The following is a 24262-nucleotide window of genomic DNA, read 5'->3' on the forward strand; positions in this document are numbered from 1 at the left end:
TGCCCGGCAGCAGCTGCAAGGCCCCCAACGCCCTGCGGTTGCAGAATTACTTACAACGGAGAAAATGCATGACATTTGAAATTCACAGCAATATCACAAATCGATCTATGACCGTAGCCGCCCGCGCGATGCGCAGGGTGCTGCGGCGAAAGAGAAACATTCTTTGGGCCATCTTCGGCTGGAGCGTCTTTTTATTCAACGCATTGCTGCTGATTCCATTCGATGGAGAGCCTTTTGCGCTTGATGTCAGAACGGTGACTTCCCTGCTGGCAGAGGTGATGCTGCTGTCCGTTCTGCTGTTTCAGGACCGATTCAATGGCATGATCGCCCGCAAAAACGCGCTGGCGGGCACAAAGGAATATCATGTCGCATTCGGCGAGGATTCCTATACCGTCGTTACGGCGGCCACCACCTCCACGTTCCGCTATGAGCTGATCGACGCACTGGCTGAGTCGCAGGACTACATCATCTTTCTGATGAAAAAACGCTATGCGCAGCCTCTGGACAAGCGTACTCTTACCGGCGGGACGGTGGAGGAATTCAAGCGATTCCTTGAGGAGAAGACCGGAAAGACGTTCCGGCGTGTGAAATGAACGAATTTTCTATTACGCCCTTTCGCGGGCCGCATTTGCTTCTGCTTTTGCTTACGGCAACGGCGGTGCTGCTCATATTCTTGCTGCTGCGCGGAAAACCGGAAGCACGGCGCTCCCGGTATCTGATCGGCGTTTGCTTTTTTAATCTCGCGCTGTTTGCCGGCTACAAGCTCTCACTGTCCATGGACGCAGCGTATATCCGTGCGTACTATCCCAACGGCTTCAACATTTTCAATGAGCTGCCGCTGCACCTGTGCAACATCAATCTGTTCCTGATCCCGCTGGGCGTGTGGAAGAGAAACCGCTCGATCATGGGCTTTTCCTTCTTTGTAGCGCCCTTTGGCGCACTGATGGCGCTGCTCTTCCCGGAGCCGCTGTTCTCCGGCTTTTCGCTGTTAATGCCGCGAATTTTCGGCTACTATGTGACCCACGCTCTCCTTGTTGTCTGCGGCCTGAGTCTGGCGACGCTGGGCTTTTACCGCCCCGACCCCAAGGATATCCCGCGGATCCTCAAGACCTTTGGTTTGCTTGCCGTAGGTGCGCACCTTATCAATCTCCTGTTACGCCTCACGCTCTGCCCGGAGGCAAACTACTTCTTCACCTACGGCGCGGAGATCGGCGTGCTCAAGCTGTTTTGGCGCATCATCCCGGCGCCGCTGCTTTACGGACTGCCGGCACCGCTGTTCCTTGCAGGCTATATGTACGCGGTCTGTGCGTTGTCCCGCCTGACGCGAGGAGCGGAAGAAGTGCCTTTTTCATAAATTGGATAAGTCCCACAGCGCAAAAACAGGAGGATAAGACATTGCTGCATACCAATCAAAGATAAAACGCGGCGGCCAGAGCGTTGCAGGCCTCGTTCAAATCGGGTACTGACAATACACTCCCCCGCCGTTCAGCATCTCATTTCGCTCTTGCCGCCCGGCTTTTCAACGCGCATCGTTTGAATTTCCGCCTGCTTGAAGAGGATGCAGCCGCAATGTCCCTTGAAGGTGGGGAAGCAGATGATCTTCAGATCCGTGTCGATCTCCGGGCTGTGATCTATGATCTCCAGCGTTTCACCGCCGCTGTCCTCGACCGTGCCGGAGCCTATGCGATCACGCGCGCAAATTGGAGCGGTGACCTGCCGGAGGACGTGACCCGCATCGATGTTCCTACCGCTATGGCGTGGTCCATCACCAGAACCGTGCTCTCCGGCGAGGCGGATCTTCCGAATGTCTATGCCATTCAGGCGGGCATGAAGCTCCTGCCGCTGTCCGCCTACCTGAGCGGAGAGGCGTATCAGCCCCCGAAGGGAAGCTATCAGGAAGAAAACAACTATGTTCCCGTCAATAAGGTCCTCTCGCTGGACCCGGTCACATTCTTCAGCAAGGCAAACGCGCTGATGGAGAGCAACCCGCCGTCCGCTGCCGACGCAGAGCTGCTGGAAAAGCTCGCGGCAGTCGGCGTTGGCCCCGGTATGAAATTTGACGCAGCCGTTCTGACCGGGGATGTGCAGACAAGCTGGCAGGAGATGCTTCAGGGTCTTCGGCCGAAGCTTGCGGCAGAGGGCATGAAGTATTCCAACAAGCTGGGTCAGTGGAGCTATTTCGGCGCGCCGATCGGGGATTTCGGTACGGAATATGCCTGTCGTGCGCTGGTGGCGATCGCCGGGCTTGGGGCAAATACCGTGGAGATCGCCCTGTATCACAAGACGGATAAGGACGCTGACGGGAATCCCCTGACGGGCGAGAAGTCCTATCTGCTCCACTTTGAGAGCGATCCGCAGGTTCTTGATGGCGGCTTCTGGTCGGTTACCGCATACGGCGATGACGATTTCCTTATCGACAACCCCATCGACCGCTACTGCATCAACGACCGCTCGGGGCTGAAGCGGAATGACGACGGCTCTGTGGATGTGATCTTGTCGAAGGACGCGCCGGAGGACACGACGAACTGGCTCCCGGTCTCGGACGGCGGCTTCCACCTCTTTATGTGTATCTATACGCCGGATATGGAGGCGCTCAAGACCTGGACAGCGCCGACCATCACGGCGATCGGCTAAAGGGAACCTCGTTTGAAAGCCGCCCTTTCATAGACACAAAAGCTACCGGGGAGCGCAACTCCCCGGCAGCTTTTTCTCGCTTTCCGCTTTTGAAGCATCGTCTTGTGTCGCATCAGAGTGACGCTCTATCCCCTGCGCAGCGGTGTAGTCTAAGAATCCGCGCTTACAGGTATTTCTCCCTCAGGTATTCTGCTTCCTGCTTGGTGATCGACCGGCCCCATTGGCAGGCGTTGATGCTGCCGTAGAGCTCTCCTCACAGGCAATCGAGGCAGGACACATTTTCCCGCAGCTGCGCTTGTATTCCTCCAGCGCGTGCAGCAATGACGTCGGCAGATCCTTCTCATAGTGCGGGAGGAACTCTGGCGATCCGGCAGTCGTTTGTTCAGCGGAATTCCCCACATAGATCCCCTCCATGTCATCCAGTCTCAGACAGGCCGGCCGGCGGTGCTCCGAGTGCCGATTCCCGCAGCCGCAATCGATATCGATGATATTATTTCCATGCTAAAATCCCAGGCGGGGCGGCTTTTCGCTGCCTGTGGGCAAATATGTGGTCAAAGGGGTACGGCGCAGAGAGGAAGTCCCGGTTCTGTGCTGTAATTGCCCCTGCTTGCGGCATATTTGGCAATATGCAGGGGAATAATCCACAGAAATCACGGGTGGGTTCAGTTGCGCTGGCAGTTGCAAACATCAGAACTGCTAAAAGCCGTGGAATTGTTGTTTCGGCATAAAACACTAGTTGCTGCCCCAAGTGTATACTGGAGTATCTGCAGTTCCCGTTAGACTGCTCGAAGAGGTAAAGACTCTGTTTGGCGAGTGCTCCCAGGTGACATTCCCATTGGCGTCCTTCTTGATAAACTTAAAAGAAAACGTCGTTCCGGCAGGCACGCTTACATGAAGGAACCACTCTGGATAATTTGGACACATCATGGCCTCGGTGCATTTGTTCGTGTCCCAACTGCCCAGTTCTGGAATGGAGCCAACAATGTGAATCGTTTCTCCGTAATTTGTGCTTGCGTTAACATGGAAGATCACCTGATTGGGATCCCCGGATAGAACAGTATATTTGAATCCATTGCTGACATTAGAACCTTTTGTTACGGTAATGGTGTTTTCGCCCACTGTGGCACTGCCGGGAACAAGCACCTCAATCAATGTGTCAGATGAGGACACCACCGTGGCAACTGCTGAACCAAACTTGACCGTAGGGGTACCACCTAAGCCGCGTCCGTAAATATAGACAGTATTACCGGCTCTGCCCATCGTTGAGATTACATCTCCGATACAGGGAATATCAGGATCCATCACGGGATTGTGCGACCACACGCAAACTTCACCGCCAGTAAGAGTAAAACTTGGGATGGTGCCATTGCTTACAGTTATGCCTTCACCATAGAGTAGCCCACTTAAGACATCGCTGTAAGTACCATTGGGGAGTGAAGTAACCAGAGAAGGGATCGCATAAGCTTGGGTTGGATGCCGATTGATGGCAACAACGACTTGTTTGCTGAAAAACTGTCTGGAGTAGACAATCACATCTGCAGAAGAATAGAGTATCTGAGTGGTTCCATATGCCAATGCATCATTCTCTTGCCGTAAATCAGACAGCGCTTTGATCAACTGTGTGGCTGTTGTTTGCCCGAAGTTGGATACAGCCCCCATGTAGATGCGCCCGGCTCCGCTGTCCGCTGCGCTGAGGTATTGCTCTGTACCGTAGTAAATGTTAGGAATGCCGCGACATGTCATCAAGGCGGCAATCGCAGCATGGTAGGGCCTGTCATCTTGCTGAATGAATCGGAAACGTGTCACATCGTGATTGTCAATAAAGGTCACTGCTTGGTTTTCATAGGTATAATCGTTCGCAGTGTATACAAGCATCTCAGCAAAAGCTGTCATGTTCTGCGAGAAGTTTCCAAATGTACTATCTACTGTATTATAGAACTCAAAATCAAGATCATTTACACCGGTTCTGTCTGGAAAACTGGCATATTCTGAGTATTTGCTATCTGGCTTACCAATAAAGAACTCACCAAAGTGGGATAGCGGACCACTTACAGAATCGACAGCGTCTTTTGCATTTTTCACAAATGCAGGATTCATGTGCAGTGTCGCATCGTGACGTATGCCACTAATGCCTTTAGAGGCCCAAAACTTCATTGCCTCCTCTAAATATGCTGCGACCTGTGCATTTTCCTGAGAGTAGTCTGCTAGATTTGCCAGTTCTTTAAAGCGGTAACCAAAGGTAGAGTTGTCGGTTCCGCGGTCACCAAGATGGTGGAACCAGCCGTTTGTATCATTGTTAGGATCTGCAACTAGGTTTTCAATTTGCCCATCGTTGTTGTAGTCGATTGGATCGCCGTTACTATCAAATGTGTAGATTCCACTCGCGTCCTTATCAGGCTCATAGAGGCGTCCGTCATATCGGCTGTCACTAGAATGGTTGGAAACAAAGTCAATTACCAACTTAATTCCTGCGCCTGTCAGCGCATTCTTCATGTCCGTGAAATCGGCCATTGTACCATAGTGCTTATTGGTTGTAAAGTAGTTTCTGGCGTGATATCCATGATAGCTGGTCCAACCGTCGTCGGTAACGGTATCTCGGTTTTCATAAGGAGCTGAAATCCATACAGCCGTAATGCCCATGCTCTTCAAATATGGGATCTTGTCAATGATTCCCTTCCAGTCTCCACCCTGATATAGCCTGATATCGGTGCCGGTTCCGTCAAAAAGACTTGGATTAAAGCCGCTGGGGATGTTGTTGGATGTATCTCCATCATAAAACCTGTCTGTAATGATCTGATAAATTACATCCTTAGATGTTACCGGACCAAGATAATCGTTGCTGAGCGTGCTTGTGTTTTGTGAATATGGCGTATGCACTGCGGCATCTACCGAGGCGCTCGCAGAAGACACCTTTACCGAGATGAGTATTGCGACAACTATAACAACGGCGAGAATACGTTTTGCTTTTTTCATACTGAGCTCCTTTCTGTGTTTCGGTGGAAATGTGTACATGTGATCTCCCATATACCAAAGAAAGCCGTGCGAGAACACTTAAGCGGCTCGCGGGTATTAGGACAGTTGAAGACCCGAGGCGGAATGCTTGCCGGGAAAAAAGATTGACACACGAATTAGTAGAGACCAAGCACTTCCTCGATGGCTTCATGGAGCGAAGTGGGGAGCGAATTCAGCTTTTGGGGAAAGAATCGATAGCCGATTGCTTCTAAGGCATTGAAAACCGACTCCTTCAGGTTTGTTTCTATCTGCGCCCGTTGCAGCAGGCAAAATAGATTTTCCCTCCGAATCTCCGCTTGAACTGATAAATAGTCTTGAATAAATACATGGACATCCTGATCTGTTTCTGACTCTGCAATCTCTGCCAAGCTCCCTTTTAGTGTGTTGTCATAAATGCAGCGCACTTTATACTCAGACAAACCGCAGCGAACCGTCGCCTCCTTGACGACTATGCCGCAGAAGCAAAGAGTAAAGGCCCGTTTTCGGGGTAAAAAAGGATGCCGTCCGGGCGCTCTGATGACGAAATGCCCCTGTTTCCAGAAAAGAAGGAACTGTGTTTTCGCACCGGGGGCGCTTGAAATACCGTCGTCTTCGTACATCGTAAAGCATCCGTCCGCACCGGGATAAATCCGCAGGAAAAGCTGCTTGGGGTTTTCATCAATACAGTGAAATTTGGCCGTTGGAATGATTCCGCCGGCCCTTACAAACACCGGAATAGAGGAAAGCGGACGGAATGCCCGCAGCCGTCGCCCGCCGACATAGCGTACGCCGGTAAAGAAATCATAGTACGTTCCGGGCGGCAACCAGACGTCCGTCCCCGCCATTTCCAGCTTCGGGCAGCAGGGGGAAACGGCTGGCGCAACAATCATTTGGGACCCAAATTCATACTGGTTTGGGCAGCAATACGCGGCTTCTTCCTTCGGAAATCCGTGGTACATCGGTCGAATCAGAGGGATTCCCTCTGTGTGGCAACGGTGGTTCATGGTATAAAGATAAGGAATCATCTGGTGCCGCAGCCGAAGAAAGCCTCCCATGATTTCCCGGATGTCGTGACGAAAACGCCATGGCTCCTTCCCGGCAAAGCGGTTGCAGGTGCTGTGTAGTCTGTTGATAGGGGAAAAAACGCCGAACTGCATCCAACGGCATATTAGCTCATCATCTCGGATACCATCCATGTGTCCACCGATATCATGACTCCACCAGCCGTAGCCGATATTAGACGCAGTTGAGGTGAAGTATGGCTGAAATCTCAGGCTTTCCCAGGACACTACCGTATCTCCTGAGAATCCAACAGGATAGCGATGAGATCCTGGTCCTGCGTATCTGGAAAGAATCAGAGGCCGCTTTCCATGGCGTGCGGCCTCTATAAAATGATAATGATTCAAAAGCCACAGAGGATCCAACCCGGGGATTCTGGATTCGGCTTCTTGTTGCCAATCAATCCACCAAAAATCGACACCCTCCTGCTCCATGGGGTGAAGCAGGACGGAAAAGTATGCATTGCGAAAGCAAATGTCCGTAAAATCGAAAGGGATTGTTCTTTGCGCATCAGGAGCCAGCCCCATGGCCTGCGCCATTTGTGCATAGCGCTGCTCGAACGGCTGGACTCCGGCTGCCGGGTGTAGATTCAGCGTTACATGCTTGCCACGGGCATGGAGCTGTGTCAGTAATTCAGCTGGGCGCGGGAGCAGCTTTCGGTTCCATGTATAGCCGGTCCATGAATTATATCCGTCCGGTACACTGGTAAGATGCCAGTCCATGTCCAGCACGGCAACGGAAAATGGCAGGCGTTCGCTCTCAAAGCGATCCATCAGCGTCAGATATTCCTGCTGTGTATAGGGCCAGAAGCGACTCCACCAATTTCCCAATGCGTATCGCGGCAGCAGCGGAGTCGCACCGCAAAGCCGATAGAAGTCCTGTAATCCTCTGGAGTAATTCTTTCCATAGAGGAAAAGGTAAACGTCCGCTGCATCGGAGCACCTTGAGCACAGAACGCCGGATGCTGTAAATACACAACTCTTGTCCTCCAGAAGGCCGATGCCCTCCTCTGAGAAAATACCGTCCTCCAGCTGGATAGCGCCATCTGCCATGTCCAGCGTGCGGGCCGTACCACCCAGATTGTGCAGAGGATCCCCATAATTCCAAATTGCCCCTGTGCAGGGTGATTTCGCAGAAAACCGGAAACGGGTTTCATTCAGCCAGATTGCTGCGTCCGCAGTGGATATCTGAATGCGCCCATCCTGCGCGGAAACAGTGTATGGTGTTTTGGCAAAACTGCGGCCAGTCACAATCTGACTCATCCGATCTTCAAACAGCTCCGCCGGGTCGAATTCAATCCGGAAGAGCATAGAGGTCAACACTGTGACCCGCCAGAAGCGCCTGTGAAAGATGTGCGCCCCGTGCGGCTGCGGGTTTTGATCCATAGATCCTCCTCTTTTATGCTTTGTTTGCTCCGGCCGTAACGCCGTGGATCAAATACCTTTGCAGGCACACATACAAAAACGTAATCGGCACAGCAACCAGCACAGCTCCTGCCGCAAAGGTCGTAAAGTTGTTGTTGGTGTTGGCGTTTATCATATCATACAGGCCGATGGCAAGGGTTTTCTTCTCCGGGCTGGACAGGATCATTCTCGGGAAGATGAAGTCCATCCAGGGGGCAATAAACTGGGACAGTGCCACGAAGATAAGAATCGGCTTAATCAGCGGCAGGATGATCTGCCAGAAGATGCGGAGGTTTGAGGCACCGTCCAGCCGCGCCGCCTCGTCCAGACTTCGCGGGATATTGGAAAGATACCCCTTTACAAGCCATGTGTTGTATGGAATTTGTCCCGCAGCATAGGTCAGAATCAAACCGAAATGCGTGTTTAGCAGATTCAGCTGCCAGAGAATATTATACATTGCCATCATTCCCATAAAGCTGGGAAACATCTGCAAAATCAGTATGCTCAGCAGGCCGAACTTCTTTCCCGGAAATCTAAACCGTGAAAAAACATAAGCGGTCGTGGATGTAAGGATTACGGAAAGCACCATGTTGATCGATGCAATCTTCAGGGTGTTGCCGTACCATGCAAGGAACTTTGTCTCCTTGATTAGCTTGATGTAGTGCGATATCGTCGGGTTCTCCGGGAAGGCTGTGGCGGAAAGCAGGCTGCTCTGCGGATTGAAGGAAGCGCCTACGATCCAGACGATGGGAACCAGCACCACAAGCGCCATAACGATTAGCATAGCGTAGATTAAGACGGTGCTCATTGCGTTTGTAAAAACACGCCCCGCTTTTACGAAGGCTTCTGCATGGGAACTCGACACAGTGCTTTTCATCCCATCATATCCTCCTCTTTGAAAGATTTTGTTCGCAGGAAGTTCCATGTAGAGATCGTGGCGATCACGACGAACACGAGGATGGACATAACCGCTGCCATCTGGAATTGTCGGTTGTCATTGGTTAGCTTATAAATCCAGGTGATCAGGATATCGGTGGAGCCTGCGAACTTGTATTCCGGGTTGATCGGATTGCCGTTCGTCAGGAAATAGATGACATTAAAATTGTTAAAATTCATCGCAAAAGACATGATGAGCAGCGGCGCCGTAGAAAACAGCACAATGGGAAGCGTGATGTGCCGGAATTCCTGCCGCGGAGTCGCGCCGTCAATTCTGGCGGCTTCGAGAAGCTCCGGAGAGATACTGGTCATAACGCCGGACATCATCGTCATGAAATATGGGAAGCCAAGCCAGAAGTTCACAACAAAGATGACAATCTTTGCCAGCGTTGCGTCCGAAAGCCACGGGATGTTCTGCGCTATGATCCCGGCATTCCTTAGAAAGGTATTGATTGGGCCGAACTGCCCGTTGAACATATTGCGGAAGATCAGCAGCGAGATCATGCCGGGAATCGCCCAAGGCAGAATGAATACCGTACGCCAGAACTTCTTTCCGCGAACCCGGCGGTGATTCACGAGAATGGCCATGCCCAAGCCGCCAAAATAACAGGTTGCAGTGGAGCCAAGAGCCCAGATAAGTGTCCAGAGCAAGACGCCCCAGAACGTATCGTTCCATAGGGGGAGCTTGAACATGTCTGTAAAGTTCCGAAAGCCCACCCAATCCAGTAGGCTCCTTGGAGGCAGATAGTTGGGAGCAGAGTAGTTTGTAAAGGCAATCAGAAACCCGAACGTGATGGGAACCACCACGAACAGGGCAATCAGTATTACGGCGGGTGTCAGCATCGCGTAGGGGAAGGATTTCTCCCGAAAGTCGTGTATCCATTCTCCGACGTTTTTCAACGGCTCCCCCCTCTCCAAAATCCCCCGATCATTGATCGCGTCGCGGATGTTCCCAATATAGACGCCAATGAAGAGGATTGTGACCAGGGCCCATAGAATGCCAAGGATCAAGAGGATAATGGAGTTATCCCCTTGCGTGACACTAGAGCCGTTGATGATCATCTCCGTCTCGCCCAGTGTGAACAAGCCCCAAAGCCCGTGCCGAAGAGAAGGGAGCGCGAGCACCAACCCCACCTGACAAAGGAAAAAGAACAAGGCTTTCACATACTGTTTGTTCCATAGTTGGCCGGACCCCCAGATCAGAGCGGATGCGAGCCCGACTCTCCACTTTTTGCTTCGACGCATCGTCATTTGGTCTCCTTTCCGTTTCCGGGGCAGGCGAACCCCGCCCCGGAATACTGCTGTAGTTTCTGAAACGCTATGACAGGGCGTCCGTTTTACTGCACCAGCGAGCTGTAAAACTCATCCTTGGCGGAAGCCAGCGCATCCTCGGGGGTTTGCAGATTGTCCCACACGGCGATAACCGCTTTCTGATAGGGAGACCAAACGTTGGCCATCTCGGGGATGTAGGGCTGCGGCAGCGCGTCGTTGACGGCGACGGCAATGCTGCTCATAAAAGGATCATTGACATAGAAGTCCAGTTTCTGGCCTTCTATGCTGGCGGAGAGCTCGTTCTTTGTTTCATACAGCAGCTTCAGGCAATCGGGGTCCGTTGCGATGAACTGGGCGAGAAGCATGGACGCAACGGGATACTTTGTGAAGGCACTGACGCAGACGGTATCCACAGTGGACAGTGTTTTGGGACGGATCCCGTTGTCCATCTTCGGCAGGGGAGCAATGCCGAAGTTGACACCGGCATTTGTAAAGTCCGCAATGGACCACGGACCGGTAATAACATAGGGGGCTGCACCCGAAGAGAACATTGTGTTCATTGCATCCCAGGTAGCGTCTGCGGAGGCGACAGGATAAACATCGTCACGCAGCGTCTTATAGAAGGCCAGGCCCTCCGCGGCCTCCTTGGTGTCCCATCCAAGCTGGTTCGGGTCATTATGCTCAGGCCCGAAGAGGTCATAGCCGTAGCCGCCCAAGAAACCATGAGCGTAATAAGGCTCCACAGCCTGCCACAAGCAGGCAAACTTGTTCTTGGCCGGATCGTTGAACTCCTTGGCAAAAGCCTTCATCTCCGCCCATGTGTCGACAGGCATGTCCACCAGATCCTTGTTGTAGAACATGACGATCGTCTTCATGGACAAGGGGAACGCAAAGGTCTTTCCCTCATAGGAAACCGCATCAACTGCATTCTGAACGAAGGCGCTTCGGATGTCATCGGACAGCTTGTCGATCTCCAGAATGGTGCCGGCTTGGGCGGAAACGGCTACACCGTCGTGTGCCATGACAAACACATCTGCGCCCAAACCTGTCGGGCCGTCCAGCTCATTTTTCTGTCGAGCGTCGGTGGTTCCAACGTTTTCAACGGTTAGGGCAACACCGGGATATTTGGCATTCCACAGCTCAACGATCTTCTCATTGTAGGCGTCATTGTCAAACCAAAGTTTGAGTGCAGCGCCGTCCTCAGGCATGAGCGTAGAAGAATCCATGGATTCTGAATCACTCATGGATGGCTTACTGTTGTTTTCTGCGAGGGCAGGAGTGGGGGGCGTTTTGCTGCAGGCGGTCAGCAGGGACAACAGCATTGCAGCAGCAAACAGGAACGCAAGAAGTCTTCTTGGTTTTTTCATTGGTATACCTCCATTTTTGTTTTTTATCTCAAGCGTTTCCGCTTTAGATTACAGTTAACCGATTAACAAAAGAAAAAAATATGCTTACAAAGTGGGAACCAGAACGGCGGAGTTGGGCGCTAGTTCCAGCATGAGCATGGAGCCCTCTGTGCTGTACCGTTCGGAAGTGAAATAATCTACAGGACTTTGCAGCACCCTGTTTAAAGCCTGTGGGACAAGGATGCTCCGGTACTGGTGCCGATCGGAGAGGTTCATGACGACCAAGAAGCCCTCAGAATGATGCACACAGCAATATGTCAGCACGTCCTCATCCGCGCTCAGGATCCGATATCCCGAACGGATCGCCGCCGTGTAATTCCTTCGTAGCCGAATGGCTTTCTGATAGAACGCAAACAAATCAGACGCCGGATCCGACCAATCCATTGGTCGGCGGTACTCGCTCTCATGCCATCCGGATAGACCTTGTTCGTCGCCATAGAAAACCATCGGGACGCCAGTATGGGTCAGCAGAAACAACACGGCCTGCTTCAGTTTATCGCGGCTTCCGCCTGCCTGAGAAAGAAAACGCGGAATATCGTGGCTGTCAATGAGATTCATCTGCGCCGCCTGAATAGGCTCCTGATAGCGCATGAGAAGGTAAGAAATCCGCTGAGCAAACTGCAAGGCTGTCAATCTTCCGTTGGCGATTGCATCAACAATGGCGAACATCAAATTGTAGTTCATCGCGGAATCGAACTGATCTCCTTCCAGAAACGATCTTGCATCGTCCCAAATTTCCCCAATCAATACTGCATCAGCCTTGATCGCCCGAATGGCTTTTCGGAACTGCCTCCAAAAGTCGTGATCGACCTCATTGGCAACATCCAGCCGCCATCCGTCAATATCAAACTCCTGAACCCAGTAGGTGCCAACCTCCAGAAGATACCGAGCTGTCTCAGGGTTTCCTGTGTTTAGCTTTGGCATGGAATCCACATAAGCAAAGCACTCGTAGTTTGGCCTTGGCCCGCCCTTCGGAGGAAACTCTTGCACATAGAACCAATCCTTGTAGGGCGAAGCCGCGCCGTTTTCACGCAGATCCTGAAACGCAAAGAAATCTGGCCCGCAGTGGTTAAAAACGCCGTCCAATATGACGCGGATCCCTTTTTTATGGCAGGCATCTACCAGCATCCGGAAGTCCTCCTTTGTTCCGAAGCAGGGATCGATCTCAAAATAATCCACCGTATCATATTTATGCCAACTGTTCGCTGCAAAAATCGGCGTCATATAAATACAGTCAATTCCAAGCTCATTCAGGTATGGCAGATTATCGCATATCCCACGAAGGGTGCCCCCATGGCGTGATGAAAAGACCTTTCCATCGTACACTACATGCTTTTCCTGTCCTGCAATATAGCCTTGGGATGAGGCGAAGCTATCCGGGTAGATCTGATACACGACCGCACTTTTGAACCAGTCCGGCACATGCGCCATGTCCTCGATGCGAATGTAATGGAAATTGTAATAGAGCTGGCGGTTTTCATCGGGCGCCGAAAAGAACCCGTCATTATAATAGAATGTGGTTTCCCCACCCTTCTTCAATTCAAAGTAGTAGCACAGTCTGGTTACCTTCGGATCAAAGATCGCTTCATAGTAGTCAAACAGGGAATCTGTAAACCGAACGGCCATTTGCTCGCGCGTGACGGCGATTGGGCTGTTGGGGTCCATCCGATCGCCATAACAGATATGGCACGCATCCAAATCGCCTCTGGCCGCCCGTAGGCGAATCACCACCCGGTCAGGAGCCGTGGCGAAGCTATACTCCGAATAGGTCCTGTGGAAAACAGCGGATCTGTTCATCTACATCCCTCCCTTTGCCAATAGCGGTGCGACAGAACTTCTTATCTCAAGCGAAACGGGAAGTGTTCGCCGGGTCAGTGAACACTTTTCGTCACGAATTGCCGAAACCAGAGCTTGGACTGCCATTCGTCCCCGGTCATACACGGGCTGGTCGACGGAAGTCAAGGCGGGCATGGAGAATTCGCACCCCTTCGTGTTATCAAAGCCCACAATGGATAAATCGTCAGGAATCTGTTTTCCGGCCGTATACATTGCTTTCATTATGCCGAAAGCCATAATATCGCCAACCGCAAACACGGCGGTAATGTCTGGCCTGCCGAGAAGACGCCGGCCGATCCGATAGCCGCCGTCAAAGGAAAGCGCGTCATGGAAGACCAAATCCTCCACATCGGCGATACCTGCTTCATTCATGGCCTTTTTGTAGCCAAGATACCGGCGGCGGATGGGTCCGTCTACTATAATGCTTGACGAAGCAAGCGCGATGCGCTTATGCTCGTTTTCTAGCAGATATTTTGTCGCCAAATAGCCGCCGTTTTCATCATCGATCCCGATGTTGGAATGAACCTGCGTCCCCTTGTCATAGCAGTCAACCAAAACAAGCTGCTTTCCGAGGCTCTGCATCTCTTCCGAGATCAGATCAGTATAGTTGCCAATGAAGATCGCTCCATCCAGATTGCGCTTGCAGACCCAATCTCGGCAACTCTCCCCAGGACGGATGCCTTTGATAAGAATGTCATACCCAAGCGCGGAAGCTTCATATTCTGCGCCGCTGACAATCTCGCCGTAGAAGGGATTGTCCCGAAGAAGCAGGCTTGTACTGGAATCTTCTTCTGTAATAGGCAGCAGTAAGCCAATCATTTCCGAAACCCCTCTGGAGAGCGTTCTAGCCACCAGATTTTGCTGATAGTCCATGTCCTGCATGACCTGATATATTCTTTCTCTGGTTTCTTCAGAGATTTTGTCTACTCCGTTGATCGCATTAGAAACGGAAGCCACGGAAACGCCAGCAGCCTTTGCAATATCCCGGAGTGTTGCTCGTTTTTCCATCATTTCACACTTTCTGCGCACTTTGTTAACCGCTTTACCTCACAGATATAATGTACAATATTGCTCTTGTGTTTGTCAAGAAATTTTGTACACTTTGTCAAGATGCATATTTTCTGTTGGATTTTTTGTGCCAATTTGACACTGCGCAGATTTTGACGACGAAGAATGACAGGCCGAGCTTTCAAAAAAAGCCACATAAATGCAGACACACGGAGACCCCCCCATTTATTGGTACTGCATTGTGAGACAGTTGCCGACCCAATATGGGGCTGCTCAAGGCTGCGTGCGGCCTGTGGCATTTTTGTGACACTTTCCATGCACTTTTGCGGGGGAAGTATTTGGCGTTCTCCTATATACTACAATCAAGGTTGACGCTCAACCAAAATGATTAAAAAAAGGAGAGTAACATACCATGAAAAAGAAAACGATTTGGAGCCTTGCACTGGCCCTGGCGTTGGTGGTATCGGCTATCGGTACGGCAACCTCCGCCTTTGCCGCCACACCCGCACCAATGGAGCCTGTTACTAAAATTGCAACCGAGAACGAGGACGCCATCTGGGAGCAGATCGAGGTGGTGGAAGAGAAGAGCGACGCCATCTTCCAAAGAAACGCAGCGCTGTGGGAAAAGCTGGACGAAATCTGCAACGCCCTGCCTGACGACTACGACTTCACAGACTTTGACGAAGCAGCGTTTATCCGCAGCACCAACGCCCTGACGGAAGCGGAGAAGGAAACGCTTCTGGCGGACATCAAGGAGCTGAACGGCCTTGACGCTGAGATGGAGGCACTGTACGCTCAGCTGCCCGACTGCGACAATATGCCGCTTTACGAGAAGGCACTGGAAAAGGCCGACCCCAAGGTGCTGGATGAGATCGACACCCTGGAGCAGGAGTATGACCGCGTCTGCGAAAAGCACGCCGACCTGTGGGACAAGGTAGATGAAGCGTACTTTGATCTTCCGGACGACTACGACTTCGACAACTACGATGAGGCCGCTTTCATCCGCAGCCTGGGCTTCCTGACCGACGCGGAAAAGGACGCGCTGATCGCCGACTACAACCGTCTTACGGAGATCGACAGCCGGTTGTGCGAGCTGTACAATTCCATCTGGGGCAACACCGGCTGCGAAAGCGGCATCTGCCCCCTTTGACGGAAAGGTGATATTCTGATAGTATAAAATCAACATCGTGCCGATGCTGCGCCCACGCGCAGCATTTGGCGCTACTGGAGGCGTTTCGTCAGAAACCTGCGGAACTTGTGATACCGCAACACTTTCCTGAACTTCTTAGCCGCTTTTAGCGGTTTCCTCTTGATTTTAATCCCTTTCCTAACACTTTGTGTTCCACATCTGCCTATGGCATTTTATGTGGTCAAAAGCAAAGCCTCACCGGAGCAATTCCGGCGGGGCTTTGCGGGATTCTCGGCGTCCCGCTTTTTTCCTCTTGGTGAGTAACACGAAAACTGCGCCGAGGCCACCTCGCGCCGTGGGATGCCACAATCAAAGAACAGAAGCTATACAGGGACCATGTTGACATTTCAACATCTCTGTGTTAAAGTTCTTTTGTTGAGACTTCAACATTTATGGAAGTGGAGGACAGTCATGCAGGAGAGATTTGAAACCTTTACAGTTTTGATCAACAGAATCAGCCGCGACATACGGAAAATCAAAAATCAGGAGATGGCCGACTATCACCTCAGAAGCGCCCATGTGTCCTGTCTGTACTACGTTTATTCGCTGGGAAGCGTGACCTCAGCGGAGCTGTGCGAGCATTGTGAGGAGGACAAGGCGACCATTTCCCGTGCGGTGGACTATCTGGAGACCAACGGCTTTCTTCTGCGTGACACCGGCGCCAAACGGTACAAAAGCCCCTTGCTTCTGACGGATAAGGGGCGGGATGCCGGCAAAAGAATTGCAGAGAAGATCGGCGGCATTCTTGAAACGATCAGCCATGCTCTCACGGAGAATGAAAGGATCGAATTCTACCGTTGTCTATCCACCATCAGCAGAAGCCTTGAGGCTATCGTCCAAAACAGTGAAGAAAAGGAGCTGTGATGCAATTGAAAACAAGGATCATTGTTGATTCCACCGCGGACCTGGTCCCCGAGATCAAAGAGCGGGTCTATACGGTTCCCCTCACCGTTCACTTCGGTCAGGAGGAATATATCGACGGCGTGACCATCGACCACAAGACCTTCTATGAAAAGCTGGTCGAGAGCGATGTACTGCCCACCACCAGTCAGGCAACCCCGAACGACTTCATCGGCGCGTTTGAAACGGCAAGGCAGGCGGGAGAAGCCGCCGTTGTCATCACCCTTGCGTCCAAGTTCTCCGGCACGTATCAAGGCGCCGTAATTGCGGCGGCGGAATATGAAAACATCTATGTTGTGGACGGCGCAAGCGCGGCAATGGGGACCGGCATCCTTGTAGAGCTTGCGTTCCGGCTTTTGGACGCGGGGTCCTCCGCAGAGGAAATTGCGAAGGCTCTGGAGGAAGAGAAGAAAAATATTGTCATTGTTGCCTTGGTGGATACCCTCGAATACCTCAAACGGGGCGGTCGCATTTCAAAGACAGCCGCATTTGCCGGCGGGATACTGAACATCAAGCCCGTGATCTCCGTCACCGACGATGAAATACATCTGCTTGGAAAAGCGCGCGGCTCTAAGATGGGAAACAATCTGCTCGTTCAGGAGATCAATGAGGCGGGCGGCATTGATTTCAGCAAGCCGGTGCTGCTTGGCTACAGCGGACTTTCCGATGCGCTTTTATTGAAGTACATAGAGGACAGCCGCCACATTTGGGAGGGGCATTTGCGGGAGGTTCGCTACACAACGGTGGGCAGCGTGATCGGAACACACCTCGGTCCCGGCGCCGTTGTGGTGGCATTTTTCAAGAATAGATAAAAGGCAGAACGGAACAATAGCGATTGAAGAAGCTGCAATAAAGGTATGGCCCTTCCGCACCATCGTCAAATAAAACGGTGGTGCAGAAGGGCGTTTGCGCAATGCTGCGGGAGGAAAACCCCAAAGAGCAGCCTACGCACAGGCAGGACCTCGACCGCTGAAAAAGCAGAGCGGCGCGACGGTAAAGCCCGTCCCGCCGTTCGTGTTTCGAGGGCTTGATTGATAAGGTGGAAGTTGTATTATTCACCACGATTATCGGTTACGTAAACAATGCAGGCAATTCCGGAAAGCATCGAAAAAATAATTGTTCTAATACCGCCCTCTCGGCTTGCCATGCTTCTACTGTTAGTGCAATCTCAAACACGCTTTTGGGACACATTAGCATAAAGCATTTGAGAAAAAAACTGCCGCTGTGCACCATTACCGCAGTTAGGCGGGGCTCCTGGCAAAGACGATAAAAACCCTCAGTCCAAAATCTGCCGGATGCTTCCGTTGTGCTTTTACACGGCGGCGTTCATTGAAAGCGTTTAATTTGCGAATAAATCGCATATTGACTTTTCTGCTTTCCTTGTGTATACTGATTTGCAAATGAATTGCAAATTGGAGGCGTGGTGACTTGTCCAGTTACAGCACGCAGCAGCGGAAGGCTCTGCTTGCCTATTTGAGCCGGCACCCGGATGAGCTGCTGTCCGCACGGCAAATTGCGGACGCACTGGCGGATGAAAAAATCAGCCTCAGCGCCGTATATCGGAACCTTGCACAGTTAGAGACGGAAGAAAAAGTGCGGCGCAGCAGCAAGAGCGGCACGCGGGAGGTCTACTTTCAGTACCTTGACACCGAAAGCTGCAAGGGTGCGCTGCACATGAGCTGTGTAAAATGCGGCAGAACCTTTCACATGGCAAGCGGCAACGCCGCCCTGTTTGCAAAGCACCTGGCGCAGAGTGAGCAATTCACGCTGGACGCCGCCGACACGGTTCTCTATGGCACCTGCGCGGATTGCCGGGATGAATAGTATTTGGAAGGAGGACAGGCTATGACAAAGAAATCTCGTTTGATCACAGGCTTGCTGGCAGCCGTGCTGGCGGCTGTCATGCTGTCCTCCGCTGTCTATATTGCGGTCGAAGCCAACCACAACTGCTCCGGCGAGGACTGCGCCATCTGCCACCAGCTGCAGGTCTGTGAAAATCTGCTCAAGAGCATTGGGCTTGCCGGTGCTGCTGCGGTTTTCGCCGCGGCGGTCAGGTATGCCCCGTGCAGGGTCATTCCCTTCTGCGCGGAGGTTGTCCGCACGTTTACTCTGGTTTCACTCAAGGTCAAGCTTTCAGATTAAATAAGAACTATTTACAAGGGTGTAGTCTATCCGTTTTCGGATAGGCTTTCGCGGTGTTGCCGTCACCCTTGTATTTTTGCGCCCATTTTTACGTTCTTATTATAATCTGGAGGTACATATAGCCTATGAAAAAGATAACTGCGCTGCTGCTTGCGCTTATGATGCTGGCCGGCGTCCTTGCCGGCTGCGGAAAGCCGAAGGATACCGGTAAAGCCGGCAAATTGAAGGTCGTCACGACCATCTTCCCCGAATACGATTGGGTCAGGGCGATCCTGGGCGACAAGGCGGATAATGCCGAGGTCACCATGCTGCTGGATAACGGCGTTGACCTGCACAGCTATCAGCCCACCGCCGATGATATTGTCAAGATCTCCGACTGCGACCTCTTCGTCTATGTGGGCGGCGAGTCCGACGGCTGGGTGGAAAATGCTCTGAAAAACGCCGCCAACAGGAAAATGAAGGTCATCAACCTGCTGGAGGTGCTGGGTGATTCCGTGAAAACGGAGGAGACGGTTGAGGGTATGCAGGAGGACGGTCACGGTCACAGCCACGATGAACAGCTCACGGAGGATGACATCAAGGATCGCACCCTCTCGGATTTCGCCGGTGCGTGGAAATCCCTGCACCCCTATCTGCTGAACGGCGACCTGGACAAATTCTGCCAACACAGGGCGGAGGAGGACGAGGACAGCTCGACCACAAAGGACACCTATTTGGAGAAGTACAAGACCTCGTGGCAATGCGACGCCGAGAAGATATCTATCAACGGGAACACGATCACATTCACTTATGCAGACGGAAAAACCGTTTCCGCTGAATACACCTATGCCGGTTATCAGCCGAAGCTGGATGACGAGGGCAAGATCCGCAGCGTCCGCTATCAGTTCGAAACCACCAGTGCCGATGCGCCCAAATATGTGCAGTTCAACGACCACGGCCACGAGCCGGGTGAGGCGGAGCATTTCCATATCTACTTCGGCAACGACGGCTTCGATGCGCTGATGAGCGCCAAGACCAATCCGTTTTTTGTGAAGGACGCGCTTTCCGCAGAGGACATCCTTGATGAGCTGATGGGGCACGACCATGGGGAGGAAAAGGACGAGCATGTCTGGCTGTCCCTGAAGAACGCCCAGACACTCTGCGTGACGCTTGCGGATGCGCTGTGTGCCATCGACCCGGACAACAAGAACACCTATATCGCCAACGCCGCGGCGTATAAGGACAAGCTGGCCGCCCTTGACGCAGACTATAAGGCGGCTGTGGAGGGTGCGACCCATAAGACCGTTTTGTTTGGCGACCGTTTCCCGTTCCGCTATCTGGTGGACGATTACGGTCTGCGCTACTACGCCGCCTTTGCGGGCTGCTCCGCCGAAACCGAAGCCAGCTTTGAAACCGTTTCGTTCCTTGCTAAGAAGGTGGATGAGCTGGGACTTCCCTGCGTGCTGACCATCGAGGGCGCACAGCACAGGATCGCGGAAACCATCGTCCAGAACACCGCCGGGAAGAATCAGAAGGTGCTGACCATGGATTCCATGCAGTCCACCACCTCCAAGGACGTGGCAAACGGCGCCACCTACCTTTCCGTTATGGAGAAGAATCTCTCCGTGCTGAAGGAAGCGTTGGGGTAAGGAGGTAGGTCTATGGCTCAGCTCACTTGTCAAAATCTCTGTGCCGGCTACGATGGACGACCCGTTCTCCAAGACCTCACCTTTGAGCTCCTGGCAGGCGACTACCTCTGCATCGTAGGGGAAAATGGATCCGGCAAGAGCACCCTTATGAAAACGATCCTCGGCTTGCAGATGCCCATCAGCGGCAGAATTTTGACGGGCGATGGGCTGAGGAAAAACGAGATCGGCTATCTGCCGCAGCAGACAGTGATACAAAAGGACTTCCCGGCATCCGTGAGAGAGATCGTTCTCTCCGGGTGCCTGGGACGCTGCGGCAGCCGTCCTTTTTATAACAAAGAAGAAAAGAAACTTGCGGCGGAGGCTATGGAGAAAATGCAGATCACCCGGCTTGCAAGGCGGTGCTATCGGAAGCTGTCCGGCGGACAGCAGCAGCGGGTGCTGCTTGCCCGCGCGCTGTGCGCCACACAAAAAATGCTGCTTCTTGATGAGCCTGTTTCCGGGCTTGACCCCAAGGTGACGGCGGAAATGTATACGCTCATCGAAAAGCTCAACCGTGAGGACGGCATCACCGTGATCATGATTTCTCACGATGTGGCTGCCGCCGTCCGATACGCCAGCCATATTCTGCATATTGGCGACACTGTTTTCTTTGGGACAAGGGCGGACTATCTCCAAAGCTCGCAAGGGCGGCTGTTTGACGTGAAGAAAGGCGGTGACAGCCAATGACCGCTATCTTGGAAAAGCTGGCTCTCTATTGGGCATATCCCTTTGTCCGCTATGCGCTCATTGTCGGTGTGCTGATCGCGCTTTGCTCCTCCCTGCTGGGCGTGACGCTGGTGCTGAAGCGGTTTTCCTTCATCGGTGACGGTCTGTCCCATGTGGCGTTCGGTGCAATGGCGATTGCCGCCGTGCTGCAGATCACCAACAAGATGCCCCTTGTCATGGTCGTTACCATCCTCAGCGCCGTGCTGCTCCTGCGCACCGGGCAGAATACGAAAATCAAGGGCGACGCCGCTATCGCCATGATCTCGGTGGGGGCACTGGCCATCGGCTATCTTCTGATGAACATTTTCTCCACCTCGTCCAATCTTTCGGGCGATGTGTGCAGCACGCTGTTCGGCTCCACCTCCATTCTGACGCTGTCCCCCGCAGAGGTATGGCTGTGCGTGGGAATGTCGGTGCTGGTCGTAGCGGTGTTCATCCTGTTCTACAATAAGATCTTCGCCGTGACTTTTGACGAGAGCTTCGCAAGGGCGACCGGCACGAAGGCAGGGCTTTACAACCTACTGATCGCCGTCGTCGTTGCGGTCATCATCGTGCTGGCGATGAACCTTGTGGGTTCCCTGCTGATCTCCGCACTGGTGATCTTCCCGGCACTGTCCGCCATGCGGATGTTCAAGAGCTTTCGCAGCGTGACCATCTGCGCGGCAGTCCTTTCGGTTTTCTGTGCGCTGCTCGGCATTCTGGCGTCCATTCTCGCCGGTACGCCGGTAGGTTCCACCATCGTCGCCGTTCAGATCGGCGCTTTCGGTCTGTCGTGGCTGGCAGGCACGGTATTGGGAGGTGTTCGCAGATGAAAAAACTATTGTGTGTTTTGCTGATTGCCCTAACTCTTGTACCTCTCGCCGCCTGCGGAGGTGAAAAAGATAAAGTGACTGCTGCAGCTGATTCAGCCGATAACCAAGCGCCAGAGGCTTCTGTTTCACAAAAACAGCCCTCAGAAAAGAAATCGGAGTCTAAGCCTGCAGCCTCTGAACCAACGCAAAGCACAGACGGTGTTGATGTTGACCTCACAAGGCTTAGCAGTACAATGGTATATTCCGAAATCTATAATATGATGAACGCCCCCGGTGATTATATTGGAAAAACCATTAAAATGACGGGACAATTTGTATATTACGAAAACCCTGATACGAAAGCCCAATACTTCACCTGTATCATTGGCGATGCAATGGCTTGCTGCTCACAGGGATTGGAGTTTGTACTGACCGGTAAGCATACCTATCCGGATGATTATCCGGAGCTGGGCAGCGAGATTACGGTTAGTGGTACATTTGAGTTATATGAGGAAGGAGACATCCGATATTGTCGGCTGGTTGATGCGGAAATGATTGGGCAATAACGCAGCCTCCTGCAAAAACAGACAGCTTTCCGCCTAAGTCGCATTTCTGCGTGAGAGTTGGCGAGAGCTGCCTGTTTTGCTATGGAACTGACTATCGGTGTGATAGTGAGGCATTTTGACTATATCTTTGTCATCTGCTTCTTCACCGTATATGAGCATTGACTTTGCAGCATTCAGCCTATAGCAAGAACTTTCAAGGTTCCACTTGCGAAATGGTAGAATCCCTGCTATAATGTTTATGTAAGTTTCAGAATTGCCACCAAGCAATTACAGTGAATGAGTAACACAGTGCCTGAGGATGAACATCTTCAGGCACTTTTTTGTTTCTTCTGCCTCTCACAAACAGAGGCACAGACGGGGACGGCGGGGAGTATGCCCCCTCCCTGATAGCAATTTCATATCTGGGATCCTTGGGTCCAAAAGCGCTTAGAGAGCTTCGGTTCTTTAAGCGCTTTTTTATATAGATCGGAGCCTAACCGCTCCCTTACTCTTTGCTCCGGGGAGCCTTTCGGCATACCCGTACAGATAGATATTACATGCAGGAATGCAGAAAGGAAATGCCAGTGGAAGACGATTACATGATGGTGATCATCCCGTGTATTGCGGAGATTGCCGCCTCAGATACGCCTGAACGAGTCAAAAAGCTCCGCCTTGGAGCCGTTAGCGAGCTTCAGCGGTATCTGCATTATTACCGGCAGCTTGGCTATATGCCGAAGCTGCTCTATGCCATTGCAGACAGGAAATGCCGGATGATAGCTTCCGCCACAACCAAGGCGGAGATGCAAAAGCTAGTCCGGCCCAATTGTCCGCACTATGACGGAGCCGGATTTATCCCAGCTGCTTACAATGTCCCGGAGGAAGAACTCATCTGTTGGAGCGAAACATCCCTGAAAGGGCCGCTGACCGCAGAGGGCTTTCAGCGGTATATGGAGCTTTTTAAGCTGGTGCTTCCGGAGGAAAGCCGCAGACTCGCGTTGTGAGGTGATACAGATGGATAACATCGGGAATACCGAGCATGCGTTGACCTTCGCGGATCTGCGTGTTCACTACTATACCGGACGGAGCTACCTCATCTCCGGCGAAGGCCGGGATAAGGTGTTCGGCTATCGGCACGGAGTGATGACCGATATCGGAGATCTGCCGGAAGCCGAATGGACCCGGCTGGCAAAACAACTGATCCGGCAATCCGGTGAGCAGGAGCTATATCAGCAGCTTTTCGCATGGGAAAGAGAACAAAGCCATTGGGAACAAAGTCCTTCTCAGTTTGAACTGGATGTGCTGAGTTTGCATATGGCGCGGCTGCCGGACAATCCGGCGTGGTGCGATTTTATTCCATTCAACCGGAAATATCGCCCTGAAGTGCTTTGCAAAGCAGAGATTCTATGGGTCAAGTGTTCCGGGTGCGGAAAACGCCACGAAATGACAGGAACACAGCTCAAAAATATCCGTGACAGAAGCAATGGTAAGCTGTACTGCCGGAAATGCGGTGATTGGATGCCGGTCCACCCATGCGCTCATCCTAAGGAAGGGGGTGATGGGAACGGATAAAGTCGTCATCGTTGTCAAGGACGGAATGGTTCGGGAAGTGTTCGGAGCCTGCCCTTACAAATTCGATGTTGAGATCCTGGACATGGATTTTAACGGAGCCGACCCTGACGCAGAGAATGCCGCACAGGATCGGCTTCAGACTGTCCGGCAGTATCTCAGCAAAATCTATTAACAAAAAGGAGAAGCAT

The 24262-nt window shown here is 52.3% G+C and carries 22 protein-coding genes; 15 read left to right on the plus strand and 7 right to left on the minus strand.

What is annotated here, in order from left to right; all coding sequences use genetic code 11:
* The first annotated feature begins 68 nt into the window (after positions 1–68).
* The 3 genes from LKD37_RS01215 to LKD37_RS01225 all read left to right on the plus strand — a co-directional run bounded on the left by LKD37_RS01215 (position 69) and on the right by LKD37_RS01225 (position 2634).
* The gene (locus LKD37_RS01215) at positions 69–593 is read left to right on the plus strand and encodes a YcxB family protein (protein ID WP_302927582.1); all 525 of its coding nucleotides are present in this window, start codon (positions 69–71) and stop codon (positions 591–593) included.
* On the plus strand, positions 590–1354 hold the full coding sequence (locus tag LKD37_RS01220; protein WP_302927583.1) for a YwaF family protein: 765 nt from the start codon (positions 590–592) through the stop codon (positions 1352–1354). Before LKD37_RS01215 ends, LKD37_RS01220 begins: the two co-directional genes overlap by 4 nt.
* A 215-nt stretch (positions 1355–1569) precedes the next feature.
* Positions 1570–2634, plus strand: a complete 1065-nt coding sequence (locus LKD37_RS01225; RefSeq protein ID WP_302927584.1) for a DUF1214 domain-containing protein — start codon at positions 1570–1572, stop codon at positions 2632–2634.
* A 732-nt stretch (positions 2635–3366) separates the two neighbouring features.
* On the opposite strand, the gene LKD37_RS01230 is transcribed toward LKD37_RS01225, so the two are convergent.
* The 7 genes from LKD37_RS01230 to LKD37_RS01260 form a co-directional block, all read right to left on the minus strand.
* Positions 3367–5607, minus strand: coding sequence for an alpha-amylase family glycosyl hydrolase (locus LKD37_RS01230; protein WP_302927585.1), 2241 nt, complete (start codon positions 5605–5607; stop codon positions 3367–3369).
* A 155-nt stretch (positions 5608–5762) separates the two neighbouring features.
* Entirely contained in the window at positions 5763–8069 is a 2307-nt protein-coding gene (locus LKD37_RS01235) for a glycoside hydrolase family 31 protein (protein ID WP_302927586.1), read from the minus strand.
* 13 nt (positions 8070–8082) lie between these two features.
* Complete coding sequence (locus LKD37_RS01240) at positions 8083–8964, minus strand: sugar ABC transporter permease (protein ID WP_302927587.1); 882 nt, start codon at positions 8962–8964, stop codon at positions 8083–8085.
* A complete protein-coding gene (locus LKD37_RS01245; protein WP_302927588.1) occupies positions 8961–10268 on the minus strand; it encodes a carbohydrate ABC transporter permease in 1308 nt (435 codons plus the stop codon). The genes LKD37_RS01240 and LKD37_RS01245 overlap by 4 nt, the downstream gene beginning before the upstream one ends.
* 92 nt (positions 10269–10360) lie before the next feature.
* Entirely contained in the window at positions 10361–11662 is a 1302-nt protein-coding gene (locus LKD37_RS01250) for a sugar ABC transporter substrate-binding protein (protein ID WP_302927589.1), read from the minus strand.
* A gap of 84 nt (positions 11663–11746) precedes the next feature.
* Entirely contained in the window at positions 11747–13498 is a 1752-nt protein-coding gene (locus LKD37_RS01255) for an alpha-glycosidase (RefSeq protein ID WP_302927590.1), read from the minus strand.
* Positions 13499–14548 carry a LacI family DNA-binding transcriptional regulator gene (locus LKD37_RS01260; protein WP_302927591.1) on the minus strand — a complete coding sequence of 350 codons (1050 nt, stop codon included), beginning with the start codon at positions 14546–14548 and terminating at the stop codon, positions 13499–13501.
* Between the two features lie 409 nt (positions 14549–14957).
* On the opposite strand from LKD37_RS01260, the gene LKD37_RS01265 reads away from it, so the two are divergent.
* The 12 genes from LKD37_RS01265 to LKD37_RS01320 all read left to right on the plus strand — a co-directional run bounded on the left by LKD37_RS01265 (position 14958) and on the right by LKD37_RS01320 (position 24246).
* Positions 14958–15695: a hypothetical protein gene (locus LKD37_RS01265; RefSeq protein WP_302927592.1), complete on the plus strand. Its 738-nt coding sequence runs from the start codon at positions 14958–14960 to the stop codon at positions 15693–15695.
* Positions 15696–16145: 450 nt separating this feature from the next.
* Positions 16146–16598 (plus strand): MarR family winged helix-turn-helix transcriptional regulator, encoded by a 453-nt coding sequence (locus LKD37_RS01270; RefSeq protein ID WP_256283894.1) that lies wholly within the window; start codon positions 16146–16148, stop codon positions 16596–16598.
* Positions 16599–16603: 5 nt separating this feature from the next.
* Positions 16604–17446, plus strand: coding sequence for a DegV family protein (locus LKD37_RS01275; protein WP_302927593.1), 843 nt, complete (start codon positions 16604–16606; stop codon positions 17444–17446).
* 616 nt (positions 17447–18062) lie between these two features.
* Entirely contained in the window at positions 18063–18458 is a 396-nt protein-coding gene (locus tag LKD37_RS01280; RefSeq protein WP_302927594.1) for a Fur family transcriptional regulator, read from the plus strand.
* Positions 18459–18479: 21 nt separating this feature from the next.
* Positions 18480–18776 carry a hypothetical protein gene (locus tag LKD37_RS01285; RefSeq protein ID WP_302927595.1) on the plus strand — a complete coding sequence of 99 codons (297 nt, stop codon included), beginning with the start codon at positions 18480–18482 and terminating at the stop codon, positions 18774–18776.
* 125 nt (positions 18777–18901) lie between these two features.
* Complete coding sequence (locus tag LKD37_RS01290) at positions 18902–20404, plus strand: metal ABC transporter solute-binding protein, Zn/Mn family (RefSeq protein ID WP_302927596.1); 1503 nt, start codon at positions 18902–18904, stop codon at positions 20402–20404.
* Positions 20405–20416: 12 nt separating this feature from the next.
* The gene (locus LKD37_RS01295) at positions 20417–21130 is read left to right on the plus strand and encodes a metal ABC transporter ATP-binding protein (RefSeq protein ID WP_302927597.1); all 714 of its coding nucleotides are present in this window, start codon (positions 20417–20419) and stop codon (positions 21128–21130) included.
* The gene (locus LKD37_RS01300) at positions 21127–21981 is read left to right on the plus strand and encodes a metal ABC transporter permease (protein ID WP_302927598.1); all 855 of its coding nucleotides are present in this window, start codon (positions 21127–21129) and stop codon (positions 21979–21981) included. The genes LKD37_RS01295 and LKD37_RS01300 overlap by 4 nt, the downstream gene beginning before the upstream one ends.
* Positions 21978–22526 carry a hypothetical protein gene (locus LKD37_RS01305; RefSeq protein ID WP_302927599.1) on the plus strand — a complete coding sequence of 183 codons (549 nt, stop codon included), beginning with the start codon at positions 21978–21980 and terminating at the stop codon, positions 22524–22526. Before LKD37_RS01300 ends, LKD37_RS01305 begins: the two co-directional genes overlap by 4 nt.
* A gap of 557 nt (positions 22527–23083) precedes the next feature.
* A complete protein-coding gene (locus LKD37_RS01310) occupies positions 23084–23506 on the plus strand; it encodes a hypothetical protein (RefSeq protein WP_302927600.1) in 423 nt (140 codons plus the stop codon).
* 10 nt (positions 23507–23516) lie between these two features.
* Complete coding sequence (locus tag LKD37_RS01315; RefSeq protein WP_302927601.1) at positions 23517–24074, plus strand: hypothetical protein; 558 nt, start codon at positions 23517–23519, stop codon at positions 24072–24074.
* Complete coding sequence (locus LKD37_RS01320) at positions 24061–24246, plus strand: hypothetical protein (RefSeq protein WP_178803257.1); 186 nt, start codon at positions 24061–24063, stop codon at positions 24244–24246. The genes LKD37_RS01315 and LKD37_RS01320 overlap by 14 nt, the downstream gene beginning before the upstream one ends.
* Positions 24247–24262: the final 16 nt, after the last annotated feature.

The sequence above is a fragment of the Brotocaccenecus cirricatena genome (assembly GCF_020687045.1).
Classification (GTDB): domain Bacteria; phylum Bacillota; class Clostridia; order Oscillospirales; family Oscillospiraceae; genus Vescimonas; species Vescimonas cirricatena.